The organism is Stenotrophomonas sp. PFBMAA-4 (genome assembly GCF_030053215.1).
In the GTDB taxonomy this organism is placed as follows: domain Bacteria; phylum Pseudomonadota; class Gammaproteobacteria; order Xanthomonadales; family Xanthomonadaceae; genus Stenotrophomonas.
On record NZ_JASGBW010000003.1, the window covers coordinates 233906 to 253139 of the forward strand.

General features: G+C 68.5%; 16 protein-coding genes. 4 read left to right on the plus strand and 12 right to left on the minus strand.

Features of this window, described 5'->3' with window-relative positions:
- The first annotated feature begins 45 nt into the window (after positions 1-45).
- Both QMZ26_RS03605 and QMZ26_RS03610 read left to right on the plus strand, forming a co-directional pair.
- Positions 46-2469, plus strand: coding sequence for a membrane-bound PQQ-dependent dehydrogenase, glucose/quinate/shikimate family (locus QMZ26_RS03605; RefSeq protein ID WP_283220601.1), 2424 nt, complete (start codon positions 46-48; stop codon positions 2467-2469).
- A gap of 101 nt (positions 2470-2570) precedes the next feature.
- Positions 2571-3425, plus strand: coding sequence for an IclR family transcriptional regulator C-terminal domain-containing protein (locus QMZ26_RS03610; protein WP_283220602.1), 855 nt, complete (start codon positions 2571-2573; stop codon positions 3423-3425).
- 80 nt (positions 3426-3505) lie between these two features.
- Here QMZ26_RS03610 and pcaC read toward each other — a convergent pair whose 3' ends face one another.
- The 12 genes from pcaC to QMZ26_RS03670 form a co-directional block, all read right to left on the minus strand.
- The gene (gene pcaC, locus QMZ26_RS03615) at positions 3506-3892 is read right to left on the minus strand and encodes a 4-carboxymuconolactone decarboxylase (RefSeq protein ID WP_079221594.1); all 387 of its coding nucleotides are present in this window, start codon (positions 3890-3892) and stop codon (positions 3506-3508) included.
- 22 nt (positions 3893-3914) lie between these two features.
- On the minus strand, positions 3915-4700 hold the full coding sequence (gene pcaD / locus QMZ26_RS03620) for a 3-oxoadipate enol-lactonase (protein WP_283220603.1): 786 nt from the start codon (positions 4698-4700) through the stop codon (positions 3915-3917).
- Positions 4701-4723: 23 nt separating this feature from the next.
- Entirely contained in the window at positions 4724-6067 is a 1344-nt protein-coding gene (locus QMZ26_RS03625) for a 3-carboxy-cis,cis-muconate cycloisomerase (RefSeq protein ID WP_283220604.1), read from the minus strand.
- A 90-nt stretch (positions 6068-6157) separates the two neighbouring features.
- Complete coding sequence (pcaG, locus tag QMZ26_RS03630; RefSeq protein WP_283220605.1) at positions 6158-6721, minus strand: protocatechuate 3,4-dioxygenase subunit alpha; 564 nt, start codon at positions 6719-6721, stop codon at positions 6158-6160.
- A 4-nt stretch (positions 6722-6725) separates the two neighbouring features.
- On the minus strand, positions 6726-7436 hold the full coding sequence (pcaH, locus tag QMZ26_RS03635; RefSeq protein ID WP_079221590.1) for a protocatechuate 3,4-dioxygenase subunit beta: 711 nt from the start codon (positions 7434-7436) through the stop codon (positions 6726-6728).
- Positions 7437-7502: 66 nt separating this feature from the next.
- The gene (pcaF, locus tag QMZ26_RS03640) at positions 7503-8711 is read right to left on the minus strand and encodes a 3-oxoadipyl-CoA thiolase (protein ID WP_283220633.1); all 1209 of its coding nucleotides are present in this window, start codon (positions 8709-8711) and stop codon (positions 7503-7505) included.
- A 7-nt stretch (positions 8712-8718) separates the two neighbouring features.
- Entirely contained in the window at positions 8719-9366 is a 648-nt protein-coding gene (locus QMZ26_RS03645) for a 3-oxoacid CoA-transferase subunit B (RefSeq protein ID WP_283220606.1), read from the minus strand.
- Positions 9363-10043, minus strand: coding sequence for a 3-oxoacid CoA-transferase subunit A (locus tag QMZ26_RS03650; RefSeq protein WP_283220607.1), 681 nt, complete (start codon positions 10041-10043; stop codon positions 9363-9365). Before QMZ26_RS03650 ends, QMZ26_RS03645 begins: the two co-directional genes overlap by 4 nt.
- Positions 10044-10214: 171 nt before the next feature.
- Entirely contained in the window at positions 10215-11534 is a 1320-nt protein-coding gene (locus QMZ26_RS03655; RefSeq protein ID WP_079221587.1) for an MFS transporter, read from the minus strand.
- A 53-nt stretch (positions 11535-11587) separates the two neighbouring features.
- The gene (gene aroD, locus QMZ26_RS03660; RefSeq protein ID WP_283220608.1) at positions 11588-12439 is read right to left on the minus strand and encodes a type I 3-dehydroquinate dehydratase; all 852 of its coding nucleotides are present in this window, start codon (positions 12437-12439) and stop codon (positions 11588-11590) included.
- A 35-nt stretch (positions 12440-12474) separates the two neighbouring features.
- The gene (locus QMZ26_RS03665; protein WP_283220609.1) at positions 12475-13776 is read right to left on the minus strand and encodes a carbohydrate porin; all 1302 of its coding nucleotides are present in this window, start codon (positions 13774-13776) and stop codon (positions 12475-12477) included.
- Between the two features lie 22 nt (positions 13777-13798).
- Positions 13799-15310 (minus strand): right-handed parallel beta-helix repeat-containing protein, encoded by a 1512-nt coding sequence (locus QMZ26_RS03670; protein ID WP_283220610.1) that lies wholly within the window; start codon positions 15308-15310, stop codon positions 13799-13801.
- A gap of 761 nt (positions 15311-16071) precedes the next feature.
- Between QMZ26_RS03670 and QMZ26_RS03675 the strand changes: the two genes are divergently transcribed.
- Positions 16072-17457: an NAD-dependent succinate-semialdehyde dehydrogenase gene (locus tag QMZ26_RS03675; protein WP_283220611.1), complete on the plus strand. Its 1386-nt coding sequence runs from the start codon at positions 16072-16074 to the stop codon at positions 17455-17457.
- A 65-nt stretch (positions 17458-17522) separates the two neighbouring features.
- Positions 17523-19163: an acetolactate synthase large subunit gene (locus tag QMZ26_RS03680; protein ID WP_283220612.1), complete on the plus strand. Its 1641-nt coding sequence runs from the start codon at positions 17523-17525 to the stop codon at positions 19161-19163.
- Positions 19164-19234: the final 71 nt, after the last annotated feature.

A 19234-nucleotide genomic window follows, 5' to 3' on the forward strand; every position in this document is an offset into this window, starting at 1 on the left:
TTTGCCCGCCTCCGCGCGGGTTCTTCGCAATGAGGTTCATGCAACGTGGACGAGACGACGAAAGTTCCGGCCCTGTGCCGTGTGCTGGTGGTCCTGCTCGGCATCCTGGTGACCCTGTTCGGCCTGGCTCTGCTGGTCGGCGGTGTTCGCCTGGTACAGCTGGGGGGCAGTTGGTATTTCCTGCTGATGGGTGCGGTGTCGGCCGTGGCTGGCGTCCTGCTGGCGATGCGCCGGCCGAAGGGTGCGCTGCTGTACGGCCTGGCCTTCGTGGCCACGCTGGCCTGGGCGCTGGTGGATGCGGGCTGGGAGTTCTGGCCGCTGGTCTCGCGCCTGGTGATGCCGGCCGTGCTGGCCCTGCTGGTTGCCCTGGCCTGGCCGGTGCTGCGCCGCAGCCGCGGCCAGGCTGCCGGTCGCGGCGCCTATGGCGTGGCTGCAGTGCTGCTGGTTGGCCTGCTGGGCACGGCGGTGTCTGCGTTCCAGCCGCGCCCGGTACAGACCGCGCAGGGCACCACGCCGCCGGTGGTGCCGGTGGCCAAGGGCGCTGAACAGCGCGACTGGATGCACTGGGGCAACACCACCGCCGGCACCCGCTTCGCCGCGCTGGACCAGATCACCCCGGCCAACGTGAAGGAACTGCAGGTTGCCTGGACCGCGCACACGGGCGACGTGCCGGAAAGCAACGGCTTCGGTGCCGAGGACCAGAACACCCCGCTGCAGATCGGCAACACCCTGTACCTGTGCACGCCGCACAACCAGGTGATCGCCATCGATGCCGACTCCGGCAAGCAGCGCTGGGCGTTCGACCCCAAGGCGACCGCGCCGAACTGGCAGCGTTGCCGCGGCCTGGGCTATTTTGATGCGGCCACCGCACCCGCGGCGGCGACTGCAGCGGCCCCGGCGCCCGCGCCGATGCCGGCCTCGGAAACCGCCGGCACCGCCCCGGCGCTGTGCGAGCAGCGCATCCTGATGACCTCCATCGATGCCCGCCTGTTCGCGCTGGATGCGAAGACCGGCGCCCTCTGCCCGGACTTCGGCAGCAACGGCGTGGTCGACCTGAAGACCGGCATGGGCGAGATCAAGCCCGGCTTCTATACGCTCACCGCCGCGCCGCTGGTGGCGGGCGAGCTGATCGTGGTTGGCGGCCGCGTGGCCGACAACATCGAAGTGGGTGAACCATCCGGCGTGGTGCGCGCCTACAACGTGCGTACCGGTGCGCTGGCCTGGGTCTGGGATCTGTCCAAGGAAACCCCGGACGTGCCGCTGGATCCGTCGATCCACTACACCCGTGCCACCCCGAACGTGTGGACCTCGATGGCCTACGACCCGCAGCTGGGCCTGGTCTACCTGCCTACCGGCAACACCACGCCGGACCAGTGGGCCGGCGAGCGGACCCCGCAGGATGACAAGTACAGCTCGGCCGTGGTCGCGCTGGATGTTGCCACCGGCAAGGAACGCTGGGTCTACCAGACCGTGCACCACGATCTGTGGGACTACGACCTGCCCGCACAGCCGACCCTGACCGACGTGCCCGACGGCAAGGGCGGCACGCTGCCGGCCCTGCTGCAGATCACCAAGGCCGGGCAGATCTTCATGCTCAACCGCCAGACCGGCGTGCCGATCAGCGAGGTGCGCAACATCCCCGCGCCGCAGGGCAATGCACAGGGCGAGCGCTATGCCGCGACCCAGCCGCTGTCGGTAGGCCTGCCGCAGATCGGTGCACAGACGCTGACCGAATCGGACATGTGGGGCGCCACCCCGATCGACCAGATGCTGTGCCGCATCCAGTTCAAGCAGTTCCGCTACGACGGCATGTACACGCCGCCGGGCGAGGATCTGGCGCTGCAGTGGCCGGGTTCGCTGGGCGGCATGAACTGGGGCAGCGCCTCGATCGACCCGACCACCGGCTACCTGTTCGTCAACGACATGCGCCTGGGCCTGTGGACCAAGCTGATCCCGCGCGCGCAGATGACCAGCGGCGACGGTGGCGTGGAAATGGGTGCGGCTTCGCAGACCGGCACGCCGTACGGCTCGCTGCGCGACCGCTTCCTGTCCAAGCTGGGCATCCCCTGCCAGAAGCCCCCGTTCGGCACGATGTCGGCGATCAACCTGGCCACCCGCCAGCTGGTCTGGCAGGTGCCGGTGGGCACGGTGAAGGACACCGGGCCGATGGGCATCAAGATGGGCCTGCCGATTCCGATCGGCATGCCGACGCTGGGTGGTTCGCTGGCTACGCAGTCAGGCCTGCTGTTCTTCGCCGGTACGCAGGATTACTACCTGCGCGCCTATGACAGCCGCACCGGCGAGGAAGTGTGGAAGGCACGCATGCCGGTCGGCAGCCAGGGCACGCCGATGACCTACGTTTCGCCTAAGACCGGACGCCAGTACGTGGTGATTTCCGCCGGTGGCGCACGCCAGTCGCCGGACCGTGGCGACTACGTGATCGCTTACGCGCTGCCCGAGCGCAAGTGAGCCGTGCCACGCGGTGCAGCCTGCCAGGCTGCGCCGCGTGGGTACCGGTTACCGGTTCCAGCGCTTACCATGCAAGGTCGAACCTGATGAAAGCTGCTGCCATGCCTGCCGTTCCTCCCAGCCGTCGCCCCAAGCGCCCGCCTGCGCCACCGCAGGACCGTGGGCTGGCCCATGAGCTGATGCAGCAGATCCAGGACAACCAGGGCGATCCGGATTTCATGACCTCGCTCGGCCGCGGCCTGGCCGTGCTGAGCGTGTTCTCGCAGCACCCGCGTGAAGTGACGATGTCGCAGATCAGCACCGATACCGGCATCTCGCGCGCAGCCGTGCGCCGGGTGCTGTACACGCTGGAAAAGCTGGGCTACGTGGGCGAGCAGGGCCGTGGCTTCGTACTGCTGCCGCGCGTGCTGGGCATGGGCGGCGCCTACGTCGCCTCGTCGTCGATGACCGCGGCCGCACAGCCCGTGCTGGATGCCCTGCGCGATGACGTGCACGAATCCTGCTCGCTGGGCGTGCTCGATGGCGATGACATCCTGTACGTCGCACGCGCGGAAACCGTGCGCATCATGTCGATCGGCCTGCGTGCGGGCAGCCGCCTGCCGGCCTACTGCACGTCGATGGGCCGCGTGCTGCTGGCCGCCCTGCCGCGCGACACGCTGGAAGGCTACCTGGAACGCAACCCGCTGCGGCCGCGCACCGACCGCACCGTCACCCGCATGGATGACTTCCTCGACCTGCTGGAAAAAGTGCGTCGTGAAGGCGTTTCGCTGGTCGACCAGGAGCTGGAGATCGGCCTGCGCTCGATCGCCGTGCCCGTGCGTTCGCGCAGCGGCGATGTGGTGGCCGCGCTGAACATCGGCACCCAGGCGGGCCGCATCGGCCTGGGCGTGATGCAGACCCAGCTGCTGCCACGCCTGCGCGAAGCAGCGCAACGGCTGGGCGCGCTGTTGAATTGAGGCACATCCGCCGGGCATGGCCCGGCGCTACCGAGGCCGCGGCGTGGTAGCGCCTGGCCATGCCCGGCGGATGTTCGGCGTCAGCCCTCGGACGCCTGCTCTTCCAGGATCGGCTTGGCCAGCGCGAAGGCGTGGTTGGCCGCCGGCACGCCACAATAGATCGCGGCCTGCAGCAGCACCTCTTTGATCTCCTCCGGCGTTACGCCGTTGTTGCGGGCGGCGCGGATGTGCAGCTTGAACTCTTCATCGTGGCCCAGTGCCACCATCATCACGATGGTCAGCAGCGAGCGCGTATGCCGCGGCAGTCCTTCGCGCGTCCACACCGTGCCCCACGCCGTGCGGGTGATGAAATCCTGGAATTCAGTCGTGAACTCAGTGCGCGCCTGCAGCGAGCGGTCAACGTGCGCCTCGCCCAGCACCTGGCGGCGCACCGCAAGGCCGGCTTCGTAGCGTTCCTGTTCGTCCATCGTCGTAACCCTGTTGAGTGATTCAGTGCGGCGCGGAAAGATGCGCGGCCAGTGCGGCAGTGAACGCCTGCGGCGATTCCAGATTGCAGATGTGGCGGCCTGCTACAGCGGCATAACGCCCCTGCGCCACGCCATCGGCGATGGCCTGCAGCTCGGCCGGCACGCAGACCGGATCGTCGTCACCGGCAATGGCCAGCAGCGGCACGCCGATGCGACCCAGCACATCACGGAAATCGGCCATGCCCACGGCGTTGCAGCAGCCTGCATAGCCGGCCACGCTGGTGGCGAGGAAGCGCTGCAGGATGTCCTCCACCTGGCTGGCATGGGTCTGTGCGAAGCTGGCGGTGAACCAGCGCTCGCGGGTGCCGTCCACCAGCGGCAGCAGGCCATCGTGCTGGACCTGGGCGATGCGCGCCTGCCAGCCGTCCAGCGTGCCGATCTTTGCTGCGGTGGCAGCCACGGTGAGCGTGCGCAGGCGGTTGCCTGCATGCACGCCCAGCCACTGTCCGGTCAGGCCACCGATCGACAGCCCGCAGAAATGGCTGCGCTCGATGCCAAGGTGATCCCACAGCGCCAGCACGTCGGCGCCCAGCTCGGCCACGGTGTACAGCCCCGGCGGCGCACTGGACTGGCCATGGCCGCGGCGGTCATAGCGCAGGATGCGGTACTGCGAGGCCAGCGCATCCACCTGCGGCTGCCACATGCTCAGGTCGGTACCCAGCGAATTGCAGAAAGTCAGCCACGGCGCATCGGCGCGGCCCTCGGTCTGGTAATGCAGGCGATGCTGCGGAAGGTCGAGGAAGGGCATGCGTGCTCCAGCGAATGTGGGGATCAGCCGCGCGCGAGCACGCGGTCGATCCAGGTATCGGCCATGCCGCGCCAGCTGTCGGCGGCGAACAGGGCATCGAGTTGTACGGGCGACAGCTGCGCGGTGACCTCCGGCGTCTGCGCCAGCACCTCGCGCAGATGCAGCGACTGCGCCAGCGCCTGCTTGGCGGCGTGTTCCACCAGCGCGTGCGCGGCCGGCTTGCCGATGCGCTCGCCCAGGGTGACCGCCACGGCTTCGGCATAGAGCAGGCCACCATGGCTGTCCAGGTGCTGGCGCATGCGCCCGCGGTCCAGCTGCAGGCCGTGCACCACCACGCTCACCTGGGCCAGGCTGCCGGCGCACAGGCGCACGATCTCCGGCACGGTGTCCCACTCGGCGTGCCATTGCCCGGCCGCGCGCTCGTGCGGCTGCGGCAGGGCGCTGAACAACGTGGACAGCAGGCCCGGCACGCGCGTTGCGGCGGCAATGGCCGCCACGCAGCCAACCGGGTTGCGCTTGTGCGGCATCGCCGAGGAACCACCCTTGCCCTCGCCCGCCGGCTCGAAGGCTTCAGCAACTTCCGACTGCATCAGCAGCACGATGTCGGTGGCGATCTTGCCGAGGCTGCCGGTCAGCAGCGCGAACACGCTGCCGAACTCGGCGATGCGGTCACGCGCGGTGTGCCAGGGCAGCGCCGGCAGCGGCAACTGCAGCCCGGCTGCGAGGGCTTCGGCCACGTCCAGCCCGCGCGTCTGCAGCGAGGCCAGCGTACCGGCGGCACCGCCGAACTGCAGCACCAGGGTGTCGTCGGCCAGCGCATCAAGGCGCCGCTGGCTGCGCTGCAGGGCATCCAGCCAACCGGCCGCCTTCAACCCGAAGGTCACCGGCACCGCCTGCTGCAGCAGCGTGCGCCCCGGCAGGCCGGTGCCGCGCTCGGCCTCGGCCAGCCGCGCCAGCGCCGTGCACAGCACCTGCAGGCGCGCCCGCACGTGGCTGACCGCCGCGCGCAGCTGCAGCACCGCGCCCGTATCGATGATGTCCTGGCTGGTGGCGCCCCAGTGCACCCAGCGCGCGGCGTCGGCATCGTTCGCCTTGACCTGCGCAGTAAGCGCCTTGACCAGCGGAATGGCCGGGTTGCCGGCAAGTGCCGTAGCGGCCGACAGCGCGGGTACGGCGTACAGGGCGGCGCTGCAGGCCGCTTCGATCGGCGCCAGCGCAGCGGCGGGTATCACCCCGCACTGCACCTGCGCGCGCGCCAGGGCGCGTTCGACATCCAGCATCGCCTGCAGGCGTGCTTCATCACTGAACACGGCGTCGACGGCGGGGTCGCCGAACAGACCGCCCAGCAGCGTTGGGGAGTGGCTCATCGGTGCAGTCCATCCTGGGTGGCCACAGCTTACCCGCGCGCGCTGCACGCGGGCATGGAGTGGCCGGAAGGCGCGTCGGGCGCGCCGGCGTCAGTAGGCGAAGAACACCGTTTCATCCGGGCCCTGCATGCGCACGTCCCAGTGGTACAGGCCCTTGCCCTGCGCCTGCGCGACCAGGGTGTGGCGGCGTTCGGCCGGCACCAGCGCGAGGATGCCGTCCTCGCCATTGCTTGCCTCGTCACTGAAATAGATGCGGCCACGGGTGGCCTGCAGCAGGCCGCGCATGAACACCAGCACGACCAGGTGCGGTGCCTGCGGCTCGCCACGCAGGCCCGGCACGCGGCCCGGCTTGACGGTGGTGAAGGCGAAGCGGCCCTGGTCATCGGTGGGCACGCGGCCCCAGCCATCGAAGGCCGGGTCGTGGTTGCCACGACGCGGGTCTTCGCCATGGGCGTAGATGCCCTGCGCGTCGGCCTGCCAGATTTCCAGCACGGCATCGGACACCGGCACGCCGTTGCCATCGAACACCTGGCCCTGCACCTCCACGCGTTCACCCTGCGCGGTGGCCGGGGCGATTTCGGTGCGGTACAGCGGTTCCAGGCCCAGCCGGTAGTACGGGCCTACGGTCTGCCATGGAGTGGATTGGAAACTCATGGTCTTACTCCCAGACGGTCATCTTGCGACCGCGCAGCACGATGTCGAAGCGGTAGCCGAGCGCGAATTCGTTGGCGGTGTTTTCCCAGTCGAACGAGGACACCATGCGCTCGCGCGCCTTGGCGTCATCCACGCAGTTGTAGATGGGATCGAACGCCAGCAGCGGGTCGTTGGGGAAGTACATCTGCGTGACCAGGCGCTGGCCGATGCCATCGCCGTGCAGTGAGAAATGGATGTGCGCCGGGCGCCAGGCGTTGTAGTGGTTGCGCCAGGGGTACGCGCCGGGCTTGATGGTGGTGAACCGGTAGCGGCCTTCGCTGTCGGTCAGCACCTGGCCGGTGCCCTTGAAGTTGGGGTCCAGCGGTGCGTCGTGCTGGTCGCCCTTGTGCAGGTAGCGGCCGGCGGCGTTGCACTGCCAGACCTCGACCACGGTGTTGCGCACCGGGCGACCATTCTCGTCCAGCACGCGGCCGCTGACGATGATGCGCTCGCCCTGCGGCTGGCCGGGGAAACCGGCCGTCAGGTCGGCGGCATGCTCACCCAGGGTGATGCGGTTGATGCTCGGGCCGGTCACTTCCGAGAGCGTCACCGGGATGGCGATCGGGTCGGTACCCGGGCCACGCAGCGCGGTGGAGGCATACGGCAGGTGGATGCGCGGCGGCTGGCTGCCGGGGTACGGCTTGCGGTAGCCGCGCAGTTCGGTGGGATCGCTCATGGCGTACTCCTGTTGGCGAGCGGCCCGGGGGCCGCGGCTGTCTTGCAGATCATGGATGCGGAAGGCTTACACGCGTTCGATGGCCAGCGCCACGCCCTGCCCCACGCCGATGCACATCGTGGCCAGGCCACGGCGGCCGCCGCTGGCTTCCAGCTGGCGCAGCAGGGTCAGCGCCAGCCGCGCACCGCTCATGCCCAGGGGATGGCCCAGGGCGATGGCACCGCCGTTGGGGTTCACGTGCGCGGCGTCGTCGGCCAGGCCGAGCTGGCGCATGCAGGCCAGGCCTTGCGAGGCGAAGGCTTCGTTCAGTTCGATGGCATCGAAATCGGTGATCGACAGGCCCAGCCGTGCCATCAGCTTCTGGCTGGCCGGCACCGGGCCCATGCCCATGATGGCCGGCTCCACGCCGGCGCTGGCGAAACCAAGAATGCGCGCGCGCGGGGTCAGGCCCAGCGCCTTCACCTGCGCGCCCGACGCGAGCAGCAGTGCCGCGGCACCATCGTTGATGCCCGAGGCATTGCCGGCGGTGACCGTGCCCGGCTGGCGGAACAGCGGCTTCAGCCTGGCCAGCGCCTCAGCGGTGGTATCGCCGCGCGGGTGTTCATCGCGGTCGACGGTCACGGTCTCGCCGCGCTTGCGGCCCGGCACGTCCACCGCGACGATTTCGCCGTCGAAGAAACCACGCGCCTGCGCAGCAGCCGTGCGCTGCTGGCTGCGCAGGGCGAACGCATCCTGGTCCTCGCGGCTGATGCCGTAGCGCTCGGCCACGTTCTCGGCGGTCTGGCCCATGGTCTCCACCCCGTGCAGCTCACGCAGGCGCGGGTTGATGAAGCGCCAGCCCATGGTGGTGTCTTCGATCTGCTGGTCACGGGCGAACGGCGAGGTGGCCTTGCCCATCACGAACGGCGCGCGCGACATCGATTCGACGCCACCGGCAATGGCCAGGCCCAGCTCGCCGGCGGCGATGCCACGGGCCACGGTGCCGATCGCATCCAGGCCCGAACCACACAGGCGGTTGATCGTGCTGCCCGGCACCGTCACCGGCAGGCCGGCCAGCAGCAGGCTCATGCGGGCGACGTTGCGGTTGTCCTCACCGGCCTGGTTGGCACAGCCCAGGTAGACATCCTCGACCCGCGCCGGGTCCAGCTGCGGGTGGCGCGCCAGCAGCGCCTTCAGCGGGATCGCGCCGAGGTCATCGGCGCGCACGCCGGACAGCGCGCCGCCGTAGCGGCCGATCGGGGTGCGGATGCCATCGACGATGTAGGTCTCGTGCAGGCTCATCTCAGGCTCCCTCGGCCAGTGCCAGCGGCAGGCCGGTCAGTTCACGCAGTTGTTCGATGTCCATGCCCTCGACCATCTCCAGCACGGTCGCACCGTCGGCGCTGAGGTCGAACACCGCCACATCGGTATACACGCGCGATACGCAGCGCAGGCCGGTCAGCGGGTAGCTGCATTCGGCCACCAGCTTGCTCTCACCCTTCTTGGTGAACAGGTCCATCATCACGAAGACCTGCTTGGCACCGATGGCCAGGTCCATCGCGCCGCCCACGGCGGGAATCGCGTCGGGCGCGCCGGTGCTCCAGTTGGCCAGATCGCCGTGCGCCGACACCTGGAAGGCGCCGAGCACGCAGATGTCCAGGTGGCCGCCACGCATCATCGCGAACGAATCGGCATGGTGGAAATAGCAGCCACCGGTCAGCAGCGTGACCGGCTGCTTGCCGGCGTTGATCAGGTCCGGATCTTCCTGGCCTGGGGCCGGCGCCGGGCCCATGCCCAGCAGGCCGTTTTCCGACTGCAGGAAGATCTCCTTGTCGGCCGGCAGGAAGTTGGCCACCGTGGTCGGCAGGCCGATGCCCAGGTTGACGTAGGCCCCTTCGGGAATGTCGCGCGCCACGCGCGCGGCTATCTGTTCGCGGCTGAGCTTGTTCATGCCTGCACTCCTTCTGCGGCCACCGGCACTACGCGCTGTACGAAGATGCCCGGGGTCACCACGGCCTCCGGGTCCAGTTCGCCCAGCGCCACCACCTCACGTACCTGCACGATGGCGCAGCGCGCGGCCATCGCCATCAGCGGGCCGAAGTTGCGCGCGGTCTTGCGATACACAAGGTTGCCCCAGCGGTCGCCGCGGTCGGCCTTGATCAGCGCGAAGTCGGCATGCAGCGGATACTCGAGCACGTAGTGGCGGCCGCCGATCTCGCGCGTTTCCTTGCCCTGGGCCAGCTCGGTGCCGTAGCCGGTCGGGGTGAAGATCGCGCCCAGGCCGGATCCGGCCGCGTGGATGCGCGCGGCCAGGTTGCCCTGTGGCACCAGCTCCAGTTCGATCTCGCCAGCGCGGTAGGCAGCATCAAAGTGCTGCGAATCGGCCTGGCGCGGGAAGGAGCAGACGATGCGGCGCACGCGCTTGTGCTTGATCAGCGCAGCCAGGCCGGTATCGCCGTTGCCGGCGTTGTTGTTGATGATGGTCAGTTCGCGCGCGCCCTGTGCGATGAGCGCGTCGATCAGCTCGTCAGGCATGCCGGCGGTACCAAAGCCGCCGATCATCACGGTGGCGCCATCATGGATATCGGCCACCGCTGCTTCCACGCTGGCCACGGTCTTGTCGATCACTGCATTGCTCCTTGCCCTGCCTGCCGGCGGTCACCGCCGCCACGCTGCAGGGCCACTGCGAAGGGAAAACGCGACCCGGACATGGTCGCCACGACACACCGCCCGGTCAATGCGATATTCGGCCCATTGATTCGATAATCGCACATTGAGTGACAGGCTCCGGACATCGGTTCAACGCCGGTTCTGGCCCACGCCGACGCGCAGGCCCAGGCATGCCCAGGCCGCCAGCAGCAGCGGCAGTGCGCACAGCACGTACAGCGCCGAGGGCTGCCAGTGGCCGTCCACCAGCACACCCACGGTGAGCGGCGAGAGGATCGCGCCGACGCGGCCGATGCCGATGGCCCAGCCCAGGCCGGTCGTACGCACTTCGGCGGCGAACACCACCGGCGCAGCCGCATACAGGCCAGCCATCGCCGCGAACAACGCCGCGCCGATCACGAAGGCCAACGGGAACGCCACGCCCAGCTGCGTATTGAAGGCGGCAAAGCCCAGCATCGAGACCATCGCCAGCAGCAGCGCGCCCGCGGTCAGCTTCGACAGCGACCAGCGCGAGGCCAGCCAGCCGAACAGGCTGCCGCCGACGATGCCGCCCAGGTTCAGCAGCACGCCACCGGTGATGCCCTGCTGCGCCGAGACACCGGCCGAGACCAGCAGTTTCGGCGTCCAGCTCAGCACGAAGTAGAAGGCGAACATGTGCAGGAAGAAGGCCAGCGCGATCAGCAGCGCGACGCGGCGCAGGTCGCCCACGAACAACGCCGCATAGCCCTGGCGCTGGCCATCACGCACCGGTGCCGGCGGCAGCGCCTGCAGTTCCGGCATGCGCATGCGCGACAGCAGTGCGTTGAGTCGCGGCAGCGCATTGGCCGGGCGACGCGCGACCAGGAAATCCAGCGATTCCGGCAGGCACTTCAGCACCAGCGGAATGCACAGCAGCGACGCGCCCGCGCCGATCAGGAACACGCTGTGCCAGGACCAGTGTTCCAGCATCCACGCCGCCAGCAGGCCGCCGGCGGTGGCACCGATCGGATAGCCGGTGGCCTGCAGCGCGACCGCCGTGCTGCGCCACTTGGCGTTGGCGTACTCGGCGGTGATCACGCCGACACCGGCCAGCATGCCGCCGATGCCGATGCCGGTATACACGCGCAGCGCGCCCAGCTGCCAGGCATTGGCCGCCAGCGCCGACAGCGCCATGCCGCTGGTCAGGATCAGCAGGCAGCAGACGATCATCGGCCGCCGGCCCCAGCGATCCGCCAGCGGCGCCAGCAGGAACGAACCCAGCGCCATGCCGACCAGGCCGGCACTGAGCATCAGCCCCAGCACCTTGCCCGACAGTTCCCAGTCCGCCGATACGTGCGGTGCGGTGAAGGCCATGACCATCACATCGAAGCCATCGAGCATGTTCAACAGCACGCAGATGGCGATGGCGGTCCACTGGAAGGGGCTCATCCGTTCCAGGACAAGCGAGGGTGCGGCGGCGGAGGCGTGGCTCATGGTGCGGTTTCCTGCAACAGCGTGATGCGATGGAACGTCCGGCGGGGAAGGTCTCAGCGACCGGCCTGGCTGGATGCATGGATGACCTGCAGGACGTCCTGCAGGCGATCGACCTCGACCTGGCCCGGCGCCGACGGGGTGCCGATCATGCCGAAGGTCAGGGCCTGGCCGAAGGTTTCGCCCGCGAGCCGGGACACCACGCCGGTGCCGCCCATCGACATCGTCAGCAGCGGCTTGTCGCTCTGCTGGCGGACCTGCCAGGTGGCATCGAGCAGGGCCAGCACATCACCGGCATCGCGCGGCATCACGGCGATCTTCAGCACGTCCGCGCCCAGTTCCTGCTGCTTCAGCAGGCGCGCGACGATCTCTTCGCGCGGCGGCGTGGCGTGGAAGTCATGGTTGGACATCACCACCTTCACCCCGGCCTTGTGCGCCTGCGCTACCAGCGCCTTCACCACCTTCGGGTCGCGGAACATCTCCACGTCGATCAGCTGGGCGACACCGCCGCGCAGCAGCGTGGCGTAGAGCGCGCCGTAGTCGGCATCGCTGATCGGCTTGGCACCGCCTTCGGCCTTGGTGCGGAAGGTGACGATGACCGGCTTGCCGCCCAGCGTCGCCTGGATGCGCTTGCCCAGCGCGACCAGCGCCTTGCCGTCGGTGGCGATGTCCAGGTAGTCGATGCGCCATTCTGCGATGTCGGTGGCCTTGCTGGCCGCGATTGCAGCGGCTTGCTGGAGGGCAACGTCAGCGGTGGCACCGGTGATCGGCACGATGGTGCGGGGGCTGCCCTCGCCGATGCGCAGCTGGCCGACTTGCAGCACCGCCGGCGGCGGTGCGGCCAGGGCCAGCAGGGGGGAGGCGCTGAGCGCACCGGCGAGGACAACGGACGCGAACGGGAGTTTCATGGCAGTCACCAGAGCGTGGAGGGAGCGCGCGGCCATCAGAAGGTCACCTTGGCCTGGACACCGACGGCCCAGGCGTTGTCGGTACCGCTGTAATTGAAGGTGCCGGGGTTGATGATGTACTGCACGTCCGGGCGGATCATCAGCCACGGGTTCACCTGGAAGCTGTAGGACAGTTCGAACAGCTCCTCGGCCTGGCTGAGGTTGTACAGCGGCGAATCGGTGGGTACGCCCCCTGCCATCAGCGTGGCCCGGCGCGCATCGACCAGGCGGTCGTTGATGTCTGCGCCCACGTAGCCCAGCGCGATGCTGTCCTGCGCGCGCGAGCCGATACCCTGGTAGACGCCGCCCAGCGCGTACCAGCGCTTGATCTGCGCGGTATCGGTGTCGGACACCATGTACTGCGCGAAGGCGGTCAGGCCGCGGCTCGGGTCGGCCGATTCCTGGGTCAGGCGCTGCTCGGCCAGCACGTAGGCGCCGTGGCGGCCGGTGGTCGGCGAGGTATCCAGGCCGCGCTTGTCCACGCGCGAGGTGTCGTAGTAACCGCCGAACTTGTAGACGCCGGCGTAGCGGCTGCCCTTGGCCGGGGTCCAGGTCACTTCCACCGGGAACAGCGAGCCGGTGGTGCCCGAGACGAAAGGACGGAACGCATTGCGCTCGATGTTGCCGCCCAGGTTCGGATTGACCTGGAACCAGCCGGTGCGCACGTTCACCGCCGGGCTGATCTGCTGCGCGAACTCGCCGCCCCAGCGTGCCATCGGGTAGTTGTACCAGCCGCTGTTGCCGGACATCGCCAGCGGGTGCGCGCAGAAGGCCGCGTTGACGAAGTGGGTCAGCAGGCTGTGCAGGCCGAACTGGTTGCCCATCGCGTAGTAGCCCAGCTTGTAGTACGACTGGCCCGCGTTGAAGGTCTGGTCGTAGCTCAGTTCGGTCAGCCGCGTGTACTGCCCGCCGTACGCTTCCTGGATCGGGAAGCGGTTGCCGACGAAGTCCACCGAGGTGCTGCGGCCGCGACGGTCATTGAGGGTGAAGTGGAATGCACCGCCGTCCCAGCCAGCCAGCTTGCCCATGTCCAGGTCCATGCCCACGCGCACCTGCTGCGCGTAGCGCGCACCGGTTTCGCCGTAGCCACCGTCCACCACGCCCATCGCTTCGCCCACGTAGTCACCGCGGAACGCGATGCCGCGCTCGTACAGGTTGGTGCGGGTACCGCCCCAGTCGCCGGTGAGGGTCTTGCCGTCGTAGCGGTTGCTGGACTGCGCGCTGGCCAGGGCCGGCAGCAGCGCAGTGGCGAGGATGCCCAGGGACAGGCCCAATGAAGGGGATTTCGCAGGATTCATGGTCGCGGTCTCGTGGAGGTGATCAGCGCAGCGACAGCGGCGCGCTCAGGGGGGAGGTGGCGCCCTGCGCCGAGGTGACGGTGGCGGTCAGACTGCCGGCAGCGGCAGCATCTGCCCCGGCACCGAGCGCAAAGGTGAAGCTGCCCTGCCCCTGCGCATCCGTACGGGCCTCGACGCTGCCCAGCACCAGCTCGGCCTCGCTGCCGCTGGCTGCACGGTTGCCGAACACTTCCACCTGGTAGCGGCTGTCGGGCACGCCCTGAAAACGGCCGGTCAGCTGGCGCTGCGCGCCCTTGCCCTGCACGGCGGTCAGCTGCGGCGCTGCCTGGCCCAGGTTCGGCAGCGGCTGGCAGTCGGCCTGGCCGGCAGCGGTGCAGATGCGTGCACGCTTGGACGGATCGTTGTCGACGCCACGGCCCCGCGAGCCGACGAAGCTGGCGTGTTCCAGGCCCGGCACGCCGAACACGATGGCGCCGCGCGGCTGGCCCTTCACGCAGGCGCCGCCGGCTTCACAGCGCTCGATCGGCAGGCCGTTGCCGAAGATGCGGTTGGCGGTGAAGCGGTTCGGCGCACTGACCGACTGCGGGCGCACGCCGATGCCGATGCCATTGCCGGTGATGGTGTTGCCATCGACCACGTTGCCGCTGCCGGTGATGCTCAGGCCCAGCGAATTGCCGGTGAAGGTGTTGGCCGCGATGTAGTTGCGGTTGCCCCAGTTGATCTGCAGGCCATCGGAGTAATCGACGAAGCGGTTGTGGACCACGCTGTTGTCGTTGCCCCACAGGATCTCGATGCCCTGCGAGGGTTCCGGGTTGGCGCGGGTGGACTGGAACAGGTTGTTGGCCACCAGGTTCCAGGCCGCGCCACGGGTCAGCTCCAGGCCGTCGCCGTTGTCGAGGAATTCGTTGCGCACGATGCGGTTGTGCACGGTGGTGGTGGCGGTGGACTGGCCCTTGCCGTCGTCGCCGGTGAGCATGATGCCGGCGCCGCCCTTGTTGGCGACGATGCGGTTGTCATGGATCTCGTTGTGGCTGGCGCGGTTGACCAGCACGCCGATGCAGAAGTTGCGGATCTCCAGGCCGGCCAGTTCCACGCCCTGGGTATCGCGCAGGACCAGGCCCGGCAGCGTGGTGGTGCGCACGTTGGTGCCGGACTGGCCTGGCTCGGCGCCCGGGCAGGCATCGGTACCGGTGCCAGTGACGTAGGCCGATCCATCGATGGCGACGTACTGCCCATCGCGCGCCCACGGCGTGCCGATGATCTGCACCGGACCCTTGATTTCCGGCAGCGGCGCGGCCGGCTTGATCACGTAGGGTGCGGTGCCGACGGCGTCGATCTCGATGCGATAGCGGCCCGGTGCGGCGTTGGCGGTGGTGATGGCCCAGCGCAGCGAGCCGGCATTGGCGTCGTCGGCGTAGCGGTCCACGCGCAGGACCTGCAGGTCTTCGCGCGGCGGTTCGGCCTGGTAGGCCAGCGCCAGCGACGGCAGCACGGCAAGCAGGGACATGGAAACAACGGACAGACGACGGCGCATGCGATCACTCCGCACAGATGAAGGGAAATCCGGCGGTCTTCCCCTGCACCTGGCTTCAGCACCGGACCGGCTGCTGCCCTCGCCCCGCCAGGGGTGGATCGCTTGGACTGCTGTGAAACTGTGGGAGTGAAATTAGGTTTATCGCACTGCACCATTCAAGTGCGGTAATCGACTGCGCGTGCGAATATCGCACTGAATGGGTAATACCATCGTTGTAGGTGGGGCTGTTTGCAGGGCTGCCGCCCTGCACCTGCTTCGAGCCAAGGCAACGTCAACGTCAAAGACCGCGTTCCGTGGGATGGCGGGACAATGGGCTGTTGGTGGGTGCCGACCGTTGGTCGGCACATCTGTCAGATCCGACCCCGTGCCGACCAACGGTCGGCACCCACCGACAGCAGCGGAAATCGGCACCCACCATCAGCAGCAGGTTCCGACAGCTCGCGGGAAACTGTCGAAGGCGGGGTGGGTCCGGTTGAGGGGGCGTGAGCCGCATGGATGCGGCGACCGAGCTTACATGGACGTACTTGCAGCGTCCCCCTCAACCGGACCCGCCCCGCCAACCCACGGAATGCACGCATTTGACGTTGACGTTGACGTTGCATTGAGCGGGTGCAGGGCGCAGCCCTGCCATGACCCCCTCCCTATACAGGTAACTGCAGGTCACAGGATAAGCAGACGCCTTGTTGCTGCCATCGAACAGGTCCACATTCCTGTGCAGGAGGCGGGCTGCCCGCCCGTTCTCGAGACAACAGGAGACCTGCATGTCCACTGCCCCCACCACCGCCATCTCCCGCGATCCGGCCACCGGCCAGCAGATCGCCAGCCATCCCTTCGCCACCGCCGCCGAACTTGAAACCCTCCTGCAGCGTGGCCAGGCAGGCTTTGCCGCCTGGAGCACCCAGCCGCTGGAGGCGCGCGCTGCCGTGCTGCGCGCGATGGCGGCCGTCCTGCGCCGCGACCGCGAGCCGCTGGCCGCGCTGGCCACCGCCGAAATGGGCAAGGTCCACGCCGAATCGCTGGCCGAAATCGAGAAATGCGCGCTGCTGTGCGACTGGTACGCCGAAAACGGTGCGCAGTTCCTGCGCGACGAACCCACCCAGGTGGCCAACGACAAGGCCTACGTGTCCTACCTGCCGCTGGGCGTGGTGCTGGGCATCATGCCGTGGAACTTCCCGTACTGGCAGGTGATGCGGGCGGCCGTGCCGATCCTGATGGGCGGCAATGGCTTCCTGCTGAAGCCCGCCGAGAACATCGTCGGCACCGCGCAGCTGCTCGATGCCGCCTGGCGCGAGGCTGGGCTGCCGGACGGCACCTTCATTGCGGCCAACATCAGCCGCGAAGGCACCAGTGCGGCCATCGCCGATGACCGCATCGCCGCGGTCACCCTCACCGGCAGCGTGGCCGCGGGCCGCAGCATCGCCGCCCAGGCCGGGCAGGCGCTGAAGAAGGTGGTGCTGGAGCTGGGCGGTTCTGATCCGTTCATCGTGCTGGCAGACGCCGATCTCGACGCTGCCGTCGATGCAGCCGTCGCTTCGCGCTTCCAGAACACCGGGCAGGTCTGCATTGCCGGCAAGCGCATCATCGTCGAAGCGGCGGTGTACGACCGCTTCGTGGCGCAGTTCTGCCAGAAGGTGCAGGCCCTGACGATTGGTGATGGCCGCGAAGCCGGTAACCGCATCGGCCCGATGGCCCGTCAGGACCTGCTGGAACAGCTGGATGCACAGGTGCGTGCCTCGGTCGATGCCGGTGCGCAGTTGCTGGTCGGCGGGCACCAGCTGGATCGTCCGGGTGCGTTCTATGCGCCCACCGTGCTGGCTGGCGTGGAGCCGGGCATGCAGGCCTTCGACACCGAGACCTTCGGCCCGGTCGCCTCGATCAGCCGCGCCCGTGATGCCGACCATGCGGTGGAACTGGCCAACCAGAGCGAATTCGGCCTCAGTGGGAACCTGTGGACCGGCGATCGTGCCCGCGCGATGCAGCTGGCACGCCGCCTGCAGACCGGCGGCGTATTCGTCAACGGCTTCTCGGCCTCCGACCCGCGCGTGCCGATCGGCGGCGTCAAGAAGAGCGGCTTTGGCCGCGAGCTCTCGCACTTCGGTATCCGCGAGTTCGTCAATGCGCAGACGGTGTGGTTCGACAAGCGTTGACGCGCGGCTTCCACCCTTCCTGCAACGATCCATCATCAGTCCAGCGAAAAAAGGACGGCATTCCCATGTCCAAGGGTTCAGACCTGCTCGTCGCCGCACTTGAGAACGAAGGCGTCGAGCGTATTTTCGGCATTCCCGGTGAAGAGAACCTCGACGTTGTCGAGTCGCTCCGCCATTCCAGCATCGAGCTGGTCATCACCCGCCACGAACAGGCGGCGGTGTTCATGGCCGCCACCTACGGCCGCCTCACCGGCAAGCCGGGCGTGTGCCTGGCCACGCTCGGCCCGGGCGCGCTCAATTTCACCACCGGCGCCGCGTACGCGTTGTTGGGCGCGTGGCCGGTCATCATGATCACCGGCCAGAAGGGCATCGTCGCCAGCAAGCAGGCGCGCTTCCAGATCGTGGACATCGTCAGCACGATGAAGCCGCTGACCAAGCAGGCGCGGCAGATCGTCTCGGCACGCACCATCCCGACCATCGTCCGTGAGGCGTTCCGCGTGGCCCAGGAGGAGCGCCCCGGCCCGGTGCTGCTGGAGCTGCCCGAGGACATCGCCGCCGATGAAGTCGAGGGCGTGGCACTGATTCCGCCGCACGCAGTGGACCGGCCGATTGCCAGCCCGGAAGCGCTGGACCGCGCGGCGGAGATCATCCGTACCGCAAAGCGGCCGCTGCTGATGATCGCTTCGGCGGCGTCGCGGCCGCAGTCCAGCGAGGCGCTGTCGGCCTTCGTGCAGCGCGCCGGCATTCCGTTCTTCACCACGCAGATGGGCAAGGGCGCGGTGGCCGGTGGCTCGGGCCTGTACATGGGCACTGCGGCGCTGACCGAGCGCGACTACGTGCACATGGCCATCGACCAGGCCGACGTGATCGTGACCATCGGCCACGAAGTGACCGAGAAGCCGCCGTTCGTGATGCGTCCGGGTGGCCCGACGGTCATCCATATCGGCTATTCGCAGGCGGCGGTGGAGCAGGTGTATTTCCCCCAGGTGGAGGTGATCGGCGACATCGGCCGGTCGCTGACCCAGCTCGGCGACCGCATCGAAGGTGCCGTGGCCAACGCCGATGCGCTGCTGCCGCTGCGCGCGACCATCCTGGAGCACCTCGCTGATCGTGCCGAGGAGGACGGGTTCACCCCGCAGCGGCTGGTGCATGACGTGCGCCAGGTGATGCCGCCGGACGGCATCGTGGCGCTGGACAACGGCATGTACAAGATCTGGTTCGCGCGCAATTACCGCACCCAGGTGGCCAATACGCTGCTGCTGGACAACGCCCTGGCGACGATGGGGGCGGGCCTGCCGTCGGCGATCATGGCCTCGATCCTGTATCCGCAGCGACGGGTGCTGGCGGTCTGCGGCGATGGCGGCTTCATGATGAACAGCCAGGAGCTGGAGACGGCGCGCCGGCTGGGCCTGAACCTGGTGGTGCTGATCCTCAACGACGGCGCCTACGGCATGATCCGCTGGAAGCAGGCGGTGGACGGCTTCACCGACTACGGCATGACCTTCAGCAACCCGGATTTCGTGAAGTACGCCGAGGCCTATGGCTGCAAGGGCCATGAGGTGACGGCCATCGAGCAGTTCATCCCGACCCTGGAAGCGGCCTTCAACGAGGGTGGGGTGCACCTGGTGTCGGTGCCGGTGGACTATTCGGAGAACCAGCGGGTGCTGGTGGAAGAACTGCGGCAGGCGTTCCCCGGGAACGCCTGAGGTAGCGCCGGGCCACGCCCGGCGGATTCTGGGCGACTGAACGCCGGGCATGGCCCGGCGCTACCGGCTGC